17 protein-coding genes are annotated in these 15,150 nt (G+C 56.3%); 6 read left to right on the forward strand and 11 right to left on the reverse strand.

The window, feature by feature from the left end:
- On the reverse strand, positions 1–410 hold a 410-nt coding region (locus tag VMJ32_13790), incomplete at its 3' end, for a TIM barrel protein (GenBank protein HTQ40092.1).
- A 262-nt stretch (positions 411–672) separates the two neighbouring features.
- A complete protein-coding gene (locus tag VMJ32_13795) occupies positions 673–1,629 on the reverse strand; it encodes a hypothetical protein (protein HTQ40093.1) in 957 nt (318 codons plus the stop codon).
- Positions 1,630–2,112: 483 nt separating this feature from the next.
- On the opposite strand from VMJ32_13795, the gene VMJ32_13800 reads away from it, so the two are divergent.
- A complete protein-coding gene (locus tag VMJ32_13800; protein HTQ40094.1) occupies positions 2,113–3,558 on the forward strand; it encodes a BBP7 family outer membrane beta-barrel protein in 1,446 nt (481 codons plus the stop codon).
- A gap of 141 nt (positions 3,559–3,699) precedes the next feature.
- Here VMJ32_13800 and VMJ32_13805 read toward each other — a convergent pair whose 3' ends face one another.
- The gene (locus VMJ32_13805) at positions 3,700–3,882 is read right to left on the reverse strand and encodes a hypothetical protein (GenBank protein HTQ40095.1); all 183 of its coding nucleotides are present in this window, start codon (positions 3,880–3,882) and stop codon (positions 3,700–3,702) included.
- Positions 3,883–4,219: 337 nt separating this feature from the next.
- Here VMJ32_13805 and VMJ32_13810 point away from each other — a divergent pair, with 337 nt between their 5' ends.
- Positions 4,220–4,981: an SDR family oxidoreductase gene (locus tag VMJ32_13810; GenBank protein HTQ40096.1), complete on the forward strand. Its 762-nt coding sequence runs from the start codon at positions 4,220–4,222 to the stop codon at positions 4,979–4,981.
- Positions 4,982–4,985: 4 nt separating this feature from the next.
- On the opposite strand, the gene VMJ32_13815 is transcribed toward VMJ32_13810, so the two are convergent.
- From VMJ32_13815 to VMJ32_13825, 3 genes are all read right to left on the reverse strand, one after another.
- On the reverse strand, positions 4,986–6,821 hold the full coding sequence (locus VMJ32_13815; GenBank protein HTQ40097.1) for a glycoside hydrolase family 3 N-terminal domain-containing protein: 1,836 nt from the start codon (positions 6,819–6,821) through the stop codon (positions 4,986–4,988).
- A gap of 154 nt (positions 6,822–6,975) precedes the next feature.
- Entirely contained in the window at positions 6,976–7,290 is a 315-nt protein-coding gene (locus VMJ32_13820) for a metal-sulfur cluster assembly factor (GenBank protein ID HTQ40098.1), read from the reverse strand.
- A gap of 144 nt (positions 7,291–7,434) precedes the next feature.
- The gene (locus VMJ32_13825) at positions 7,435–7,755 is read right to left on the reverse strand and encodes a non-heme iron oxygenase ferredoxin subunit (GenBank protein ID HTQ40099.1); all 321 of its coding nucleotides are present in this window, start codon (positions 7,753–7,755) and stop codon (positions 7,435–7,437) included.
- Between the two features lie 165 nt (positions 7,756–7,920).
- Between VMJ32_13825 and VMJ32_13830 the strand changes: the two genes are divergently transcribed.
- Genes VMJ32_13830 through VMJ32_13840 form a run of 3 tightly spaced genes read left to right on the forward strand, consistent with a single transcriptional unit; the run spans position 7,921 to position 10,047 of the window.
- A complete protein-coding gene (locus VMJ32_13830) occupies positions 7,921–9,030 on the forward strand; it encodes a hypothetical protein (GenBank protein HTQ40100.1) in 1,110 nt (369 codons plus the stop codon).
- Between the two features lie 25 nt (positions 9,031–9,055).
- A complete protein-coding gene (locus tag VMJ32_13835) occupies positions 9,056–9,304 on the forward strand; it encodes a hypothetical protein (GenBank protein HTQ40101.1) in 249 nt (82 codons plus the stop codon).
- A gap of 59 nt (positions 9,305–9,363) precedes the next feature.
- Positions 9,364–10,047, forward strand: coding sequence for a metal-dependent hydrolase (locus tag VMJ32_13840; GenBank protein HTQ40102.1), 684 nt, complete (start codon positions 9,364–9,366; stop codon positions 10,045–10,047).
- A gap of 99 nt (positions 10,048–10,146) precedes the next feature.
- Here VMJ32_13840 and VMJ32_13845 read toward each other — a convergent pair whose 3' ends face one another.
- A complete protein-coding gene (locus tag VMJ32_13845; GenBank protein ID HTQ40103.1) occupies positions 10,147–10,470 on the reverse strand; it encodes a Rieske 2Fe-2S domain-containing protein in 324 nt (107 codons plus the stop codon).
- Between the two features lie 478 nt (positions 10,471–10,948).
- Here VMJ32_13845 and VMJ32_13850 point away from each other — a divergent pair, with 478 nt between their 5' ends.
- Positions 10,949–12,784 (forward strand): TIGR03960 family B12-binding radical SAM protein, encoded by a 1,836-nt coding sequence (locus VMJ32_13850; GenBank protein ID HTQ40104.1) that lies wholly within the window; start codon positions 10,949–10,951, stop codon positions 12,782–12,784.
- A 51-nt stretch (positions 12,785–12,835) separates the two neighbouring features.
- On the opposite strand, the gene VMJ32_13855 is transcribed toward VMJ32_13850, so the two are convergent.
- From VMJ32_13855 to VMJ32_13870, 4 genes are read right to left on the reverse strand one after another with little or no spacing between them, the layout of a single operon-like run.
- Positions 12,836–13,309 (reverse strand): hypothetical protein, encoded by a 474-nt coding sequence (locus tag VMJ32_13855; protein HTQ40105.1) that lies wholly within the window; start codon positions 13,307–13,309, stop codon positions 12,836–12,838.
- 18 nt (positions 13,310–13,327) lie between these two features.
- On the reverse strand, positions 13,328–13,654 hold the full coding sequence (locus VMJ32_13860) for a MazG nucleotide pyrophosphohydrolase domain-containing protein (protein ID HTQ40106.1): 327 nt from the start codon (positions 13,652–13,654) through the stop codon (positions 13,328–13,330).
- A 9-nt stretch (positions 13,655–13,663) separates the two neighbouring features.
- Positions 13,664–14,182: a GNAT family N-acetyltransferase gene (locus tag VMJ32_13865; protein HTQ40107.1), complete on the reverse strand. Its 519-nt coding sequence runs from the start codon at positions 14,180–14,182 to the stop codon at positions 13,664–13,666.
- Positions 14,169–15,119 carry a hypothetical protein gene (locus VMJ32_13870; GenBank protein HTQ40108.1) on the reverse strand — a complete coding sequence of 317 codons (951 nt, stop codon included), beginning with the start codon at positions 15,117–15,119 and terminating at the stop codon, positions 14,169–14,171. The genes VMJ32_13865 and VMJ32_13870 overlap by 14 nt, the downstream gene beginning before the upstream one ends.
- Positions 15,120–15,150: the final 31 nt, after the last annotated feature.

The raw sequence follows: 15,150 nt of genomic DNA on the forward strand, positions 1-15,150 counted from the left end.
GGCTCCAGCGCCAGCACCACGCCAAATTCTTCCGCCACCGGAACCAGCTCTTTCAATGCGGCCGTAACCAGCCGCCGGGCATGGTTGTGCGTGTGGCCTGCCCGCGCTCCGCTGTAAATGACCAGACAGTTGGCGTGCATCGCGGCGGCAAGGTTAATGGCTTCCACCGCATCATCCACGCTTTCGCGGTACGTATGCCCCTCGCTGCCGGTAAATCCGCCGGCCCACAACACGTTGGAAACCGCCAGGCCCGATTGGTTGAGCAACTCAATCCCGCGCTGCTCGCCAAAATCGGAAAGTTTTCGCCGCCAGACGCCGATCGCCGGAATGCCCGCGGCGCAGTAGTGCCGCACGTCCTCCTCGAACGACCAGCGATAGGTCGTCATTTCGTTGATCGAAAGCCGAGGCATAAGGCAACTCCGTGCCACACGTATCGCGCCACTCCGTCGCAGGCGGCAATGCTGGCTGAGCGAATCGTCCCGCCTGTCAATTCCAGCCTTTCAGCCGCGCATAGTATGGAACATCAGGGCCAATGTGTAAAGCAAAGATGACCAGTGGTAGTGGGCCAATTTGAACATAGCCCGACTGTGTCAGTCGGGAAAAACGGCTGTCGGAATTTCAAATTGTCCCACTACCTGACCAGTAGCAGGCATGCCGCAGCAGGCGATGCCGCTATTTCTTATCCCGCAAATTCCACGCTTCCAGCCACTCCTGGCCCGCGCGCTTCAAATGGAATTCGGCAATGGCTCGCGGCTCCATGTCGGACATGTGTCCGCCGCCATAGAAAATGGCGATTTTTTTCTTGCCCGCCGCAATTTCTTTTCCCAGCACGCTCAGGGCCGCCTTGTTACGCTCCGTGATCAGTGTCGAACCGTCCGGGCCGTTGAAGGCCGTCATCACCGTGTCCAGGTCGGCAAATTCCTCAGCCATGATGCGCTTCAGCTTAAGGGCCCGGTCGTGATCGAACAGCGCCAGCATAATGTCGATTTCACTCGATTTGCCCGGGTTGTTCGCCTGCTCCACCATGCCCGCCGCCATCAAACGCATAAAAATGGTCCAAAAACTTTCACCTTTGTCTTTCATCGATTGCGAAAACTGCTCGGGCGAAAGATCGGCATGTGTGAAGTTACTCTTGGTGTAATCGATTCCCGACAGTTGATATTCCAACTCCAGTAAATCTTTCACCGCGTTTTGCATCGACGACAGCAAATTCCGATTCCGCTCCAGGCCCCCTTTAGGGATGACGGTCCCTTCGGGCGCCACCAATTCATACAGCACCACGTCGTAATGGTCGAATCGGTTGTTCAACTCGTCGTAGTAGCCCTTTTCCGCGATGTGTACCGCGCTGACCAAATCGACCTGCAAGCCGGGCCGATCGTTCCCGTCGGGAACCAAGTGAACAATAGACGTTTCCAATGCCAGCGGGTTTTCGTGATCGTCGTATTTCACCCGCACGTAGCTTTTACCGTCGGCGTTCGATTTACCCGCATGGTTGTCCTGGGAAGGTTCTCCAGCGACACAGCGAGGCGCGATGGCCAGTCCACCCAGAACGCATGCCAGCAGAAAAACGACAGCCAGCGGCAACGAGGGCGCAGCGAATCGAAAGCTGCGAGATTTGAACGGCATCATGGAGATTTTTCGATGGAGGCAGTCTTATGTCTGGCGGCAAATGAACCGCCGGCCCAGCCTAAAACTGAGGAGCGCTTCTGGGAATGGCCCGCGACGCTCCCGTCCGAGTATATGTCCGCAATCGAGGCCAGACAACTAACCCACGGGCCACACAAATAATGGCCCACGGGCGAGAATGAACGAATAAGAAGCGGTAAATACGGGCGAAGCGACTCCTGCTGGCGTCGTAATCTAGCCTATCCAAATCGTGCGACAGCTAGCGGCATAACAGGGCAGCAGTACAAATAGCGTCAACGCACTCCATTCAGTTTACCCATTCTATGCAGAAATTGCCCTTACAGGCGTCATTTCCGGCAAAGTTTACCGAAGTTTGTCAACTCTCCCGCACGGCACAACCGATACTACCGTCACGCTGAAAGCGCGGACCTCTTCCGAGAGCGGTTTGCGCTACCGTGGTTGTGATCTTCGAGGTGCATACCAACTATGCTGCTTGATCGTTACAAGATGTGGCTTGTGGTGCTGACCGCTTTGCTGGTCGGTGGCAGTGCTAATGCTGCGCGGGCCCAAGATTGGACCCCATTCGGACCCAGCAACATACGGTACGATTTGGACCTGTTCGCACCGCCCGACCTCAGTGCTTACGCGAATTGGCCACGGCCAAACGAAGGAATGTTCTTTCAGTACGACCGGCTGTATTGGGCCATTTCCGGCCCGAGACGGCAAGCCATTGGTGAGCCGGGGACCACGGAAGGTTTTTTTAACGGCCCCGCGCAATTCAATCCAGATCTTCAGCCGGTCGGCTCTTCCATCCTGACGCCTTATAGCAGCAGCGCAGACAATGGTTTTATTCACGCCGATCAAACCTGGGGAAACCGGTTTGAATTGGGGTTTGTAGAAGACGATAAAGGCTGGCTCGTCAGCATTATGAACCTGCAGAACCAAACGCAGAGTTACGTGTTCAACAGCGGCACCAACGCCGCTGGCGTGCAAAACCCGGCCGGTTTGACCATGGTATTCCGCGATCCGCAACATCTGTTGCTGGGCTTCGTCGACACTAATAACGATACTTATGACGACGATCTGAACGTCGGGAATCCGTTAGTGATCGGAACACCTAATGTATTTGGCAGACCGAAGAACACCTCAGGGCCAACGCCAAATGCGAATCTAGCTCCTGATGGCACCATTATCCCCACAACCTATGCCGGTTTTACCGACTTCGGCGATGAAGTGCCTTTAGTCCCCTTGTTCAATACCATCACGGCGGTTAACCAAACCAGTATGGTGGGGACGGAAATCACTCGCACCTGGCAATATCCGACGACCCAATACGGCGTGTGGAATCTGTTATTCGGCGTCCGCTGGCTGTTGCTTCGCGATGTGTTTGGCGTGACCGCCGTCAACGACGCCAGCACAACCGCTTTAGCCGACGGCAGCGGTCCCTTGGTCCCCGAAGCATTGCCCGGAACAAGCTTCTGGGATTCAACCGTCGACAACAACATGTTTGGGCCGCAAATCGGTTTCCGTTATAGCCACGATGTGGCGCGGTTTAGCATTTTGACGGAGTTCCGTTTTATGGCCGCCGTCAACTTCCAATCTACCCATTTGAATGGTGAATTGGCTTCCGGATTGCCCCTGGCCACAGCCAATCCCACCAACGTGCCGTTACTGTTATACGGCACGGCTTTCAATAGCTGGAAGTACGACGAAACTTTCTCGCCCGTGGGCGAACTGCGCGTGGGCGTAAGCTATCAGCTTACCAAGGCCGTGGCGGTGCAAGCTGGCTACAATGCAATTTTGGGTGGCGGCATCAGCCGTGCTAGCCGCCGAATCGATTACGTCCTTCCGGCATTGCAGATCAATAACACCAATAAGAACGATGCGTTCTTTACCGACGGCATAAATCTAGGCGTCTCGTTCAATCGCTAGGACCAGGGCGAAAGATAGGCCAAAGAAAGTGGCCGTGGCCTAAAGGCGGTATTCTCCCCCTCGCCGGCCATTCACAATCAGCTACCGCGAATCAAACGTAGCTTCGCCGCCAAGCCCCGCCAGCGATTTTGCAGCGAACTGCTAGTTCTGGGCGATTTGGAGCTTTCGCAACTCTTCGAGCTCGCTCTGCAAGCGGTGCCGCAAGGGGCTTTCCGCACGCAATTCATCGAGCAATTCTTCCGCCTTGACAAACGTTTCTTCGTTGTAGGCGCCCCCTTTGAATAGGGCGTGCCAGCTCCCGGATACTTCTCTTTCGGTCAACACTCCTGGAACCCTCTGGGTGAAAGGAATAGTGCTTGCCTACCCTAATCCTAAACTATTCGTAATATTCCGCAAGTGAAATTTATTTTCGGTCCTTCCCGGCTTGCTGTGCTGGCGTTGAATGAAGTGGAATTTGAACGCCACTGCTTCAAAATGTTCAAATTTCAGCGCTCCTCATCATTGCCGCCAGGCATTCATCGGAGTCTAGCCGTTTCATACTGGTAAATCTGCAGCAGGTCCGCCTCGCGCTATGAACCGGTGCCAAAAACACCGGCATCCTCGTCAAAAGCACCCTTTCGCTGAATTGACTATTTTTACGTGACGCGATGATAATGCCCTGATGGCATCAAAAAAAGTCGCCCTGATTACTGGCAGCGGCAAGCGCCGATTGGGCTGGCATGTGGCCGAAGCCTTGGCGAAGCGCGGTTATGCCATCGCGGTGCATTATCGCAGTTCGGCGTCCGAAGCTGTCGAAACCGTAGAACATTTGCGCGGCCTCAACGTCGAAGCCGAGGCCTTCGCCGCCGATTTAACCAACGAGCAGGCGGTTCGCGATCTGGTGCAAAAGGCGCTCGCCAAATTCGGCCGAATCGACGTGCTGGTCAACACCGCTGCCACCTGGAAAAGCAAGCGATTGGAAGACACCACCGCCGCCGAGCTCCGCGGATTTTTGGAAACCAACACGCTGGGCACGTTTCTCTGTTGCCAGCAAGTGGGTCTGGCCATGACGAAGCAGCCGGAGGGTGGCTCATTGATTACTTTCGGCGATTGGGCCTGCATTCGGCCATACCTGAACTATGCCGCCTATTTTCCGTCCAAAGGAGCCATTCCCGCGCTCACTCGCACGTTTGCCGTGGAGTTGGGAACTCGCAATCCGCGCGTGCGGGTCAACTGCATTCTTCCCGGACCCGTGATGCTCCCCCCCGATCTCTCGGCCGCCGAGCGCGAGCAAGCCATTCAGGCGACATTGGTCAAGCGCGAGGGGAGCCCGGAAAACATCGTTCTGGCCGTGCTGCATTTCATCGACAACGATTTTGTCACTGGCGCATGTTTGCCCGTCGACGGCGGCCGAAGTGTCTTTGCTGTTGATAGCGAAAGTTAGGGCTCTAGTAGCTCAAGCCAAATCCATATGGAAACAGCGCTTTATCCGCGCCGGGATCGCCCGCGTGCAGCGGAACTTGATCCATGTTGCGCGGCCAGGTTTGCGGCAACCTGCCCGTCGGTTTGTAATCGCCAAACACGACATCGGCCACGCCGTCTCCCTCCGTTCCCGGCAGCCACGCGGCAACGAAGACGTCGCTGTTATCCAAGGCGGAGTCCAGAATCATCGGCAGACCCGAAAGCAACAGCGTGATCACCGGCGCGCCCGATTGCTTCGCCTTTTGCACCAAATCCAAATCATGTTGCCTGAGGCTCAAATCCTTCCGGTCTCCCATCCCTTCGGCGTATGGCTGTTCGGCGATCACCACCAACACGGCGTCGGCGCCTTTGCCATCATCGCCGCTTCCATCAGCGGAAAAAGTAACTTTAGCCCCCTGGGCCACTGCCTTACGAATCGCCGCCAAAATCGTGGTTCCCCCATGCGTAACCGGCCCCGGCTTACCCTGCCAATCAATGGTCCAGCCTCCGCACTGCAGGCCAATGTCGTCGGCTCCCTTGCCGATCACGTGCAAATGCTGAATGTCTTTCTTCAGCGGCAACGCATGCTTGTCGTTTTTGAGCAGCACCAGCGATTCCTGCACGCACTGCCGCGCCACGGCCCGATGCTCCGCCGAGCCCACTTTGTCCGTATATGCGCTGTCGGTCAGCGGATGATCGAACAGCCGCGTTTGAAATTTCACGCGCAAAATTCGCCGCACCGCATCGTCGATCCGGCTTTGCGGCACACGCCCTTCGTCGACCAGTTCCTTCAAGTCCTTGATGAACTCCACGTAGTTGTTCTTCTTGCCGGGCGCGTTGGGAATCATAATCATGTCCAGCCCGGCATTGATCGATTCTTCAATGTCTTTTTTATAATCGGGCGAAAGTTGATCGATGGCCGCCCAATCGGAAACTAGAAAGCCGGAAAAGCCGAGTTCTCCCTTGAGCACATCACTGAGCAAATATTTGTTGCCGCTCATTTTTTGTCCGTTCCAACTGCTGTACGACACCATGATGGTTCCGACGCCCGCTTTTACGGCCGCCTGATAACCCGGCAGAAAAATTTTCCGCAGCGTAGCTTCATCGCACTCGGTATTGCCCTGATCTTTACCGTCGGTCGTGCCGCCATCCCCCAAATAATGTTTGGCACAGGCGACCACCGACGTAGGGTCGGCCAAGTTTTTGCCCTGAAATCCGCGAACCGAAGCTGCCCCCAACGAAACGGCCAACTCCGGCGATTCGCCAAAACTTTCGTACGTGCGCCCCCAACGCGGATTGCGCGCCACGGCAATGCACGGCGCGAACGCCCAGTTGATGCCCGTGCCCGCCATTTCTTCGGCCGTTACGCGGCTGGCCCGTTCCACCAAATCCGGATCGCGCGTGGCCCCCAGTCCTATGTTGTGTGGAAAAATCACGGCGCCGTCGATGTTGCTGTGCCCATGCACGGCGTCAATGCCGTAGATGATCGGAATTTTCAGCCGCGTTTGCAGCGCTGGCGACTGAAAGCTGTCGTAAAACTTCGCCCAGGCTTGGGCCGTGTTGTCGTGGTGCGGCGGATCGGAACTGCCTCCGCTAAGAACCGAGCCGAGAAAGTACTTTTGAACGTCGCTTTTATCTTTCAAGGCCTCCGAATCGACTTGCGTCATCTGCCCGATTTTTTCCTCCAGCGTCATTTGCTTAAGCAGGGCGTCGACTTTAGCGTTGATTTTGTCGTCGGCCCATGCCGGTTTTGGCAATGCAACTTGCGAACTCAGAACCAACGCCACAACCAGGGGAACTGCTGATGAATAGAACTTAATCACGGTGCTCCTTTGCGCCCGGCAGGCTTGCATGAGATGTTCAAGGGGCCATCCGCAGCTTTCAGCCCTCTTGCGCAAATGCGCCGCTGCGCTGAAAGTGCCTACGGTTGCTTTCGCTCCCCCCGGTGCGCAAGCGGTCTGCTCAAATCGTCGAATTTCAAAAAATGCCCAACTGATCCCGGGCCGATTCGGTCATCAAATCGGGCGACCACGGCGGCGTCATCACCAACTTCACTTCCACTTCTCCCACGCCCGCCAGTGCCCCCAGCACTTGTTTGCTCTGACCGATAAGTTGCGGACCCGCCGGACAGGCCGGGCTGGTCATCGTCATTTCGATCTTGATGTTTTCCTTCTCGCCCGCCGGTTCCACATTGACCGCATACACCAGCCCCAGGTCGATAATGTTGACGAACAATTCCGGGTCGATCACCTGCTTAAGCGTTTCGCGGACCGCGTCTTCGGTTATGGGCATCGCAGTATCCTTCTCCCAGCCGACAACTTAGTCGTCGGTCTCCCCAAGCCGACAACTTAGTCGTCGGTCTACCCAAGCCGACGACTTAGTCGTCGGACTCCTGCGGCAAAGCCGCCAACTTGGGCCAATCATAATCGCTGCTAATTATTCGCGCAATTTTACAAACACCTCATCGCCTTCAACTTTCACCTCATGGGCTTCGGTTGCCTGCGTGGCCGGCATGGTTAACGCGGCGCCGTTGCGGATATCGAACTTCGCTCCATGCCGCGGACAAGCAATGGTGCACGCCGTGGCGTCCAGCGCTCCTTCGCTCAGCGGGCCGCCGTCGTGGGTACACACGTCGTCCAGGGCGTAAAACTTGCCGCCAACGCGGAACAGCACCACCAGCCGCTCTTCCACCTCCACCAACATTTTACCTGGATCGGCCAATTCCGTCACCTTGGTGACCCGTACGAAGTCAGGCATGAGCGAATTCTCACCGTTGCAAATCATTATTCAGGCCGTATGCTGCACTTCATTGTCGTAACACAAACTTACGGGCCTGCAAGGGGAAATCGGCCCGATTTTGTCTTGAAGTGCAATTTCACTCGGCATTTGCGATCCGCCTTCCGATGGGAGAAGTGATAGTCAATGTGCCCCACGCGAACCCAATCCCCGTTGCTGCCGATTGAACTAGACCTCTCGGCGGCCTTCTCGTTCGAGCAGGGTTTTGGCCGGGCCCAATGGTTGCAGCTTGGCCCGCAACTGGAGCAAGCCCGGGCTGCGGTGTTGGAAGCAGTGGCCGCTGAAGCTGAAACAGGATTGAACCACGTGCGGCCGCAGCACATATTGGCCGATTATCACCGTCAGCGCAAAAGCAGTTTACTGGGGCAAATATTGACGCTGGCCAAACGGTTGCGCGAAACGGTCGACAGTGTGGTGATTCTTGGACCACCACAACGAACCACTGCGGCCCATGCGCTGCTGGCCGCTTGTGCTCACCCATATCACAACAGTTTATCGCGCGGCCAGCGCGGCGGCCGGCCCCGAATTTTTTTTGCCCCGGCCGTGCCCGACAACGATGCTTTGCAAGCGCTGCTGGAAATCCTGCCGCACGGCCGGTCGTTGCACACCATTGACCAGCGCTGGGGATTGTTGGCCATCGACGAACACGGCGGCGCGAACGCCGACGAGACAGGCCAAAACGGTTCTCAACTGCTTGCCGGGCTATTCAGCTTTCTGTGGGACGCACTGCAAACGACGACCACGGCGGTTGAGGAAACGCAACTGGCCGCTGTGGTAGGACCGTCACCTTCTCCACTGCTGTCGCTGGCCAAGCAAATTGGCTTGCCGACAATTGTATGGGAAGGGACAGCTTGCATCGCTCCAGGCCCGACCAACGGTCGCGGCTTTGTAATTCCCACTTCTGATTTTTTTCATCCCGGAGTGCTGCTGGCCGGTTCGGTGATGGGCATCGACATTGTGAAATTGCTGCATGGCGCCGCGGCGATGTGGCGCCGGTTTGCCGCCGCGCCGCCAGGCGACAATCCCCCGCTCAATTTGGCCGGCCTGCGCCACTTGCTGGCAGCGCGCCGCAAAATTAGCGACGGAATCAAAAGCTGCATCATCGACCCCAGCATCATGGCTCTCGCTCCATTGGCAGAACAAATCGAACCTTCCTCACTCCTCACCCTTCACCCCTCACCCCTCACCCCTCACTCCTCACCACTCACTCCTCATCCAATGGCTCCCGCAATCTAGCCGTAGCGACCGGCTGTGCATTAAAATGGCCGACGGCGGTGACTTGGCCGATCGCAAGAAATGCAAAGCTCGCTTACTGATCGATCTGATTGCCCAGCACGCGGCTGCAGTTCGAACTGCCCGCTCGCTGGCCGGCCAATTTACCGCCGTGATTAACCTTCCCCTTGTCGATGAAGGGACCGTCGGACAATTGATCGAACTGCATGATATCGCCTGCGCCTTGGAACATTATTTGCCCTCTCAGAACACCACGCCAAGCAAACTCAACGACTAAATTTCTCACCCCTCACCCCTCACCACTCACCACTCACCACTCACCCCTTACTCCCTCCCATGTCCACCGAAATCACCTGGCTCGGACATTCCTGCTTTTCCATCCATACCGGTAAACACACGCTGCTGGTCGATCCGTTTTTGAACGACAATCCACTCGCGCCGCTTAAAGCCGACGCGGCAGAGGCCGACTTCATTCTGATTACGCACGGCCACTTCGATCATATTGCCGACGCCGTTAGTATCGCCAAACGCACCAGCGCCACCACCGTCAGCAATTTTGAAATCTCCGAGTGGCTGGGGAAACAAGGGGTCAAAGATGCCGTCGGCATGAATCACGGCGGAGCCACCTCACTCCCGTTTGGCCGCGCGAAATTGACCATTGCCCATCACAGTTCCGTGCTCCCCGACGGCACCTACGGCGGCAACCCGGCCGGCTTTTTGCTCACGCTGGACGGCGCCAAACTTTACATTGCCGGCGACACCGCCCTGTTCGGCGACATGCAGCTTTACGGTGCTGGCGGCCTCGATTTGGCCATTCTCCCCATCGGCGATACTTACACGATGGGTCCTGAAGATTCCATCGAAGCCATCAAGCTGCTCCGGCCCAAGTGCGTGCTTCCCTGCCACTACAATACTTGGCCGCCGATCGAGCAAAACGTAAAAGCTTGGGCGGAATTAGTCCGAGCGCAAACCAAAGCCAAACCCTTCGCCCTCGAACCCGGCGGAAAAATTACCGTTTGAGATCCATTTCCAAATTGTGTTACCGCAGAGGACACAGAGGATCGCTGAGGGATTTTATTATAAAATTCTTTCCTCTGCGTCCCCCTGCGCACTCCGCGGTTAAGTTTTTACCCGCGGCTCGCTGGACACTTGAATCTCCTCGCCGACGACGCGCACGTCGTAACTGTCGATTTTAATCCTCGGGCTGTCCGCCCAAGTCCCGTCGCTCACTTTGAATCGCCAGGCATGCCACGGGCAAGTCACCACCCCTTCGCACACTTCGCCGGCGCCCAGCGAAGCCCCCATGTGCGGGCACGTATCGTCGATGGCCATATATTCCCCGCCAGAATTGAACACCGCCACCAGCCGCTCTCCCAGGGTCACGGTAATTCCCTGTCCCTCCGGAATCGTGCCAACTTTAGCCACAGGAACGTAGTCGGGCATAGGAAAAAACTCAGGGACCGAACAAACAGCAATTGGGGAGTGCGCAAAAATGACGCCCGATAATCCAATCATGCATTTTACGTTATCCTTGACAGCGGAACAGCATTGGATACTGCCAAGGTAGTGGGCCAATTTGAACATAGCCCGACTGTGTCAGTCGGAAAAAGTGGCTCTCGGAATCTCAAATTGTCCCACCACCACTGCCAACACGCCGGCGAAAATTGAATTCAGCAGCCTGGCCTAAAAGCTATCTTGAAATGCATGCGCTGCTTTTGAGATAATGGTGCCGATTGCCAGCCGTCCCCCTGGCTGATACAACGCATCGCGTTACTCCCCACCAAGGCGCCGCGGCAATCACCACCGTTTATTACGCTTTTCGACCGTTTTTTGCTCCGTTTTTCGGCCGTTTTTCTCCGTTTTTTCCGTTTTCCAAACGATTCTCGTCGCACGCCTTTCCATCCTCGCCTCGCACCATCTCATGCTCAACACGGAATTAAAAAATTTCGTCACCCGCTTCATTTTGCCCCGCGTCATGCAGCCGGCGCAATACGTGGGCAGCGAATTGAACATGGTCCGCAAAGATCACCGCACCGTGCGCGGCAAACTGTGCCTGGCCTTTCCCGATTTGTACACCATCGGCATGAGCCATCACGGCATGCAGGTGTTGTACACGCTGATGAACGCCCGCGACAATTGGGCGTGCGAACGGGCCTTCACGCCGGCCTTGGATATGGAAACCCAGCTCCGCCAGCACGGCAAGCCGCTGTACAGCCTGGAAACCTTCACGCCGCTGTCGCAATTCGACGTGCTGGGCTTCACGCTGCAATACGAAATTTGCACCAGCAATTTGCTGACCATGCTCGACTTGGGCGGCATTCCGCTGCACAGTACGGAACGAACTTTGGAACACCCGCTGGTGATTGCCGGCGGACCCTGCGCACAAAATCCGGAGCCGATCGCGCCGTTCATCGACCTCTTCGTCACCGGCGACGGCGAGCCAAGTTTGCCACTGATCTGCGATGAGTGGATGAATTTGAAAAGCGACGCACCATCCGCTTGCGGTTTAGCACCGAAAGAAGAATCAAAACGCCACCGCGAGCAACTCCTCGCCCACCTCGCCGCCAAATTTCCATTTGTCTACGTGCCCCGCTTTTACGAACCGGAGTATTTCGCCGACGGCCGCATCGCCGCCATCAACCGCACCCGCAGCGATGTGCCGGAAACCATCGAGCCCTCAGTCATCAGCGATTTGGACGGCGCGCCGCTCCCCACATCACCCATTTTGCCCTACGTGGAGTGCGTGCACGACCGCATCGCCATCGAAATTATGCGCGGCTGCCCCTGGCAATGCCGTTTTTGCCAAAGCACGGTCATCAAGCGGCCGCTGCGCATTCGCGAAGTGGAAACCATCGTGCAATCGGCGCTCGAATCGTACTATCGCACCGGCCACAACGAAATTTCGCTGCTGTCGCTCTCGACCAGCGATTATCCGTACTTCGAGCCGCTCGTGCGGCGGATGAAAGAAGTGTTTGGTCCGCTCGGCGTGAGCATTGCCTTCCCCAGTTTGCGCGTGAACGAGGCGCTCAAAGTCGTCGCTTCGCTCATCGGCACCGAGCGGCATTCCGGCATGACGCTGGCCCCGGAAGTGGCCCGCGACGACATGCGCGAGCAAATTCGCAAAAAAATCAGCAATCAAGATTTGTTCGACGGCTGCCGCGAGGCGTTCAAAAACGGCATCGACAAAGTCAAGCTGTATTTCATGTGCGGACTGCCCGGCGAGCGCGAAGTCGACTTGAACGGCATCGTCGACATGGCGGAAACCATCGCCGAAATTGGCCGCGAAGTGCGCGGCCGTTACGCCAAAGTGACGGCCAGCGTCTCGAACTTCGTCCCCAAGCCGCACACGCCGTATCAGTGGAACGCCATGCAGCGACGGGAATATTTCCACTGGGCCCATCAATATCTCAAGCGCCGCGTGAAAATTCGGGCCGTGCAGGTGAAGTGCCATCACGTGGAAACGAGTTTGCTGGAAGGATTATTGAGCCGGGGCGATCGGCGCGTGGCGCAAGTGGTGGAGCTCGCCTGGCGCCGCGGAGCCCGCTTGGATAGCTGGAGCGAACATTTGAACCCGCAACTGTGGTGGCAAACGCTGGCCGATTGCGGATTGGATTTCGACCAAATCGTTCACCGCCCGGCCGAAATCGGCGACCGCCTGCCGTGGGACCACATCAACGTGAAAAAAGGCCGCACATACTTAGAAAAAGAACACGACCGCAGCGTGGTCCAATTAGCGGCGATGGCCAATGCGGAGTGAGCGGTCGTGTTGATTCACGGTCGCTGAATAAGTCGGCCAAAGGGCGTTCGATTAACTGGGCTTTTTAACCAGAATACGCGTACACTTGCCATCTTTGAATTTGATTTGGGTGACGGTTTTGGTCGCACCGTTAAAATACTCCATGATTTCCGTGTTGTTGGCGTGACTGATTTGGTCGACTTTCGGGTTGCCAAGTTTTTTGACCATGTCATCGCGGGAGTCGGTCAGCATGACGCCGCAGGCCTCTGCTTTCCAATTAGGCCAGAAGAAGCAGCCCGTCACGTCCGTTTGATTCTCGATCAGCAGTGCATAAGTTCCGTAGTCGACGCAGACTTGGCCTGGATCGCCCGGATAGGCTTGGCTCGGCGGCCCTGTTTTTGAACCTGCATTAGATAAGCTTCCACCGACCAGCGCGATAATTGCGTCGGCGGTGGGAGTCGATTGATCGGCGCATTTCGCCGCGGTGGCGAAACAGAGCGAGCAACAAATCGCCAACATCGTAAGCGGCGGCGGCGTTTTGGACATTGCTAGTTTCTCCAGGAATTAAGGCTTTTCAGCATCGGCGCAGGTGCAGACGAATTGTCCGCAGCCGGGGCAGCCGGAGCCGTATTTGCGAGCGACGGCCTCGGTTAAATCGACGCCGGCCACATTGGCAATCGTGGCCAGCCAGGCCAGCACGTCGGCGAATTCGCCCAGCCGCTCCTCGTGCGTGCCGTTGCGCAGGGCGGATGCCAACTCGCCGACTTCTTCCATGAGCCACATGAACGTGCCATCGATGCCGCGGGCCACATCCTTCTCTAAATACATGTCACGGATCAGTTGCTGAAACTCGGCGATTGTGACTTTCGGCGAATTTTCATTTTTTGCCATGTCGCCATCTTAGCGTTTCAGCCGGTAAAACACATGGGGCAAATCTTTCCACACCATGTCGCGCTCGAAAACGAAGCCAGCTTTTTCCATCACTCGTTGTGAGGCAAGATTCGTCGGCAGTGTAAAACAAACAAGTTCGCTTATTCCCAAATCGTTGAAAGCCGCGCTCACACTCGCCCGGGCGATTTCGGTCGCCAGCCCTTGATTCCAAAATTCCGGCAGCAGGGCATAAGCAACTTCGATTTCATCACGGCCTTCGATGACGACCGGCCGCAATCCGCCGCGGCCTACGAATCGCCCGTCAGTTTTATAAAACCACATCCACAAGCCAAAACCATTTGTTTCCCATTGCTCGATATAAGCCGCGAGCATTTGTCGTGTTTCCTCATCGCTGCGCAGGCCACCCAGCGTGGCCATCACTTGCGGATTTTGGTGCATCCGGCAAAGTTCAGCCAAATCGTCCTCGCGGATTCGTCGGGCACACAGCCGCAGAGTTTCAAGTTCAGCGATGTCTCTACTTCTGGGCATCAGTCTGTTTGTCTGCCGCTTTTTCCGATTCTTCTTCTTGCTTGGCTTGCTCGGCGGTGATGACTGGAATTTCGACCGTGCTGGGCGCGACGTGTCCTTCCTTCCACATGCCAAAGGAAAACGTAACTTTGGCCATGCCCGGGCCAGCTTCGGGCGGCGCTTTAACGTCGCCTTTGAAGTCAATTTGACAGCAATAATTGTCAAGCAGATATCGCTGTCGGACCGGTGGATCGCCAGGAGTTTTTGAAGGAAATTGAATGTCGACCATCGGCATTACGCCGCGGAACTCGGGATTTTCGCCGTTCATTGACCGCACCATTACCCAACAGCCATGCTTTTCGTCCAGGGTTCCCACTTGTGCAGGAAAATCAGCAGGTTGATCCCCAATTTTTAGTTTCACCCAAGGGGCAAGCTTGTACGCAAGCAGATCCGGACCGATCGTAAGTGGCCCATTGAAATGCAAAATCGCTGCTTGCTGCGGATTACTCCAGAGTGGGGCCTCCGCCGTTTGCTTGTACTTGGCTGGGCCATTGATTCTGGCATTCATTTCAAGTACGTGGCCAGTGGGAGCTTCTTCATCGCTGCGAACCCTCATGTTTGGAATCAAATAGGTTGTCTTGCCGTCGGGATCGGGAATTTCGACATTTGGTGTCCAATGTTGTGGGCCATCGCCGACGAACCGTTTGTCTGCGGCAGTTAAATCGCCATCGCCATTGCGGTCGATGAAGGCTGTCTCGCCATCGATTACAACCCACACGCGCTTGGCAGTGGGACCGAACAGAAGCAGCACGTATTTCGGCACACCCGATTGGTAAACCGGCTCTTTGAGAATGGTGCGGTCGATTTTGTCGTAATCGACAGCCCACAGCGGATTGGCAACCAGAAGCAACCAAATGGGCCCGAGAATTCCACACGCGCTGCTAAGAACACGACGCATGGCAGCACCCTCAGATTTTATGCCAGTGGAT

This window comes from Pirellulales bacterium (assembly GCA_035499655.1).
GTDB lineage: Bacteria > Planctomycetota > Planctomycetia > Pirellulales > JADZDJ01 > DATJYL01.

Excerpts from the sequence above, each read along its gene's own strand:
- VMJ32_13795 (HTQ40093.1), bottom strand. The coding sequence starts at position 1,629 with ATGATGCCGTTCAAATCTCGCAGCTTTCGATTCGCTGCGCCCTCGTTG.
- VMJ32_13800 (HTQ40094.1), top strand. The coding sequence starts at position 2,113 with ATGCTGCTTGATCGTTACAAGATGTGGCTTGTGGTGCTGACCGCTTTG.
- VMJ32_13810 (HTQ40096.1), top strand. The coding sequence starts at position 4,220 with ATGGCATCAAAAAAAGTCGCCCTGATTACTGGCAGCGGCAAGCGCCGA.
- VMJ32_13820 (HTQ40098.1), bottom strand. The coding sequence starts at position 7,290 with ATGCCCATAACCGAAGACGCGGTCCGCGAAACGCTTAAGCAGGTGATC.
- VMJ32_13825 (HTQ40099.1), bottom strand. The coding sequence starts at position 7,755 with ATGCCTGACTTCGTACGGGTCACCAAGGTGACGGAATTGGCCGATCCA.
- VMJ32_13830 (HTQ40100.1), top strand. The coding sequence starts at position 7,921 with ATGTGCCCCACGCGAACCCAATCCCCGTTGCTGCCGATTGAACTAGAC.
- VMJ32_13835 (HTQ40101.1), top strand. The coding sequence starts at position 9,056 with ATGGCCGACGGCGGTGACTTGGCCGATCGCAAGAAATGCAAAGCTCGC.
- VMJ32_13840 (HTQ40102.1), top strand. The coding sequence starts at position 9,364 with ATGTCCACCGAAATCACCTGGCTCGGACATTCCTGCTTTTCCATCCAT.
- VMJ32_13845 (HTQ40103.1), bottom strand. The coding sequence starts at position 10,470 with ATGCCCGACTACGTTCCTGTGGCTAAAGTTGGCACGATTCCGGAGGGA.
- VMJ32_13850 (HTQ40104.1), top strand. The coding sequence starts at position 10,949 with ATGCTCAACACGGAATTAAAAAATTTCGTCACCCGCTTCATTTTGCCC.
- VMJ32_13855 (HTQ40105.1), bottom strand. The coding sequence starts at position 13,309 with ATGTCCAAAACGCCGCCGCCGCTTACGATGTTGGCGATTTGTTGCTCG.
- VMJ32_13860 (HTQ40106.1), bottom strand. The coding sequence starts at position 13,654 with ATGGCAAAAAATGAAAATTCGCCGAAAGTCACAATCGCCGAGTTTCAG.
- VMJ32_13865 (HTQ40107.1), bottom strand. The coding sequence starts at position 14,182 with ATGCCCAGAAGTAGAGACATCGCTGAACTTGAAACTCTGCGGCTGTGT.
- VMJ32_13870 (HTQ40108.1), bottom strand. The coding sequence starts at position 15,119 with ATGCGTCGTGTTCTTAGCAGCGCGTGTGGAATTCTCGGGCCCATTTGG.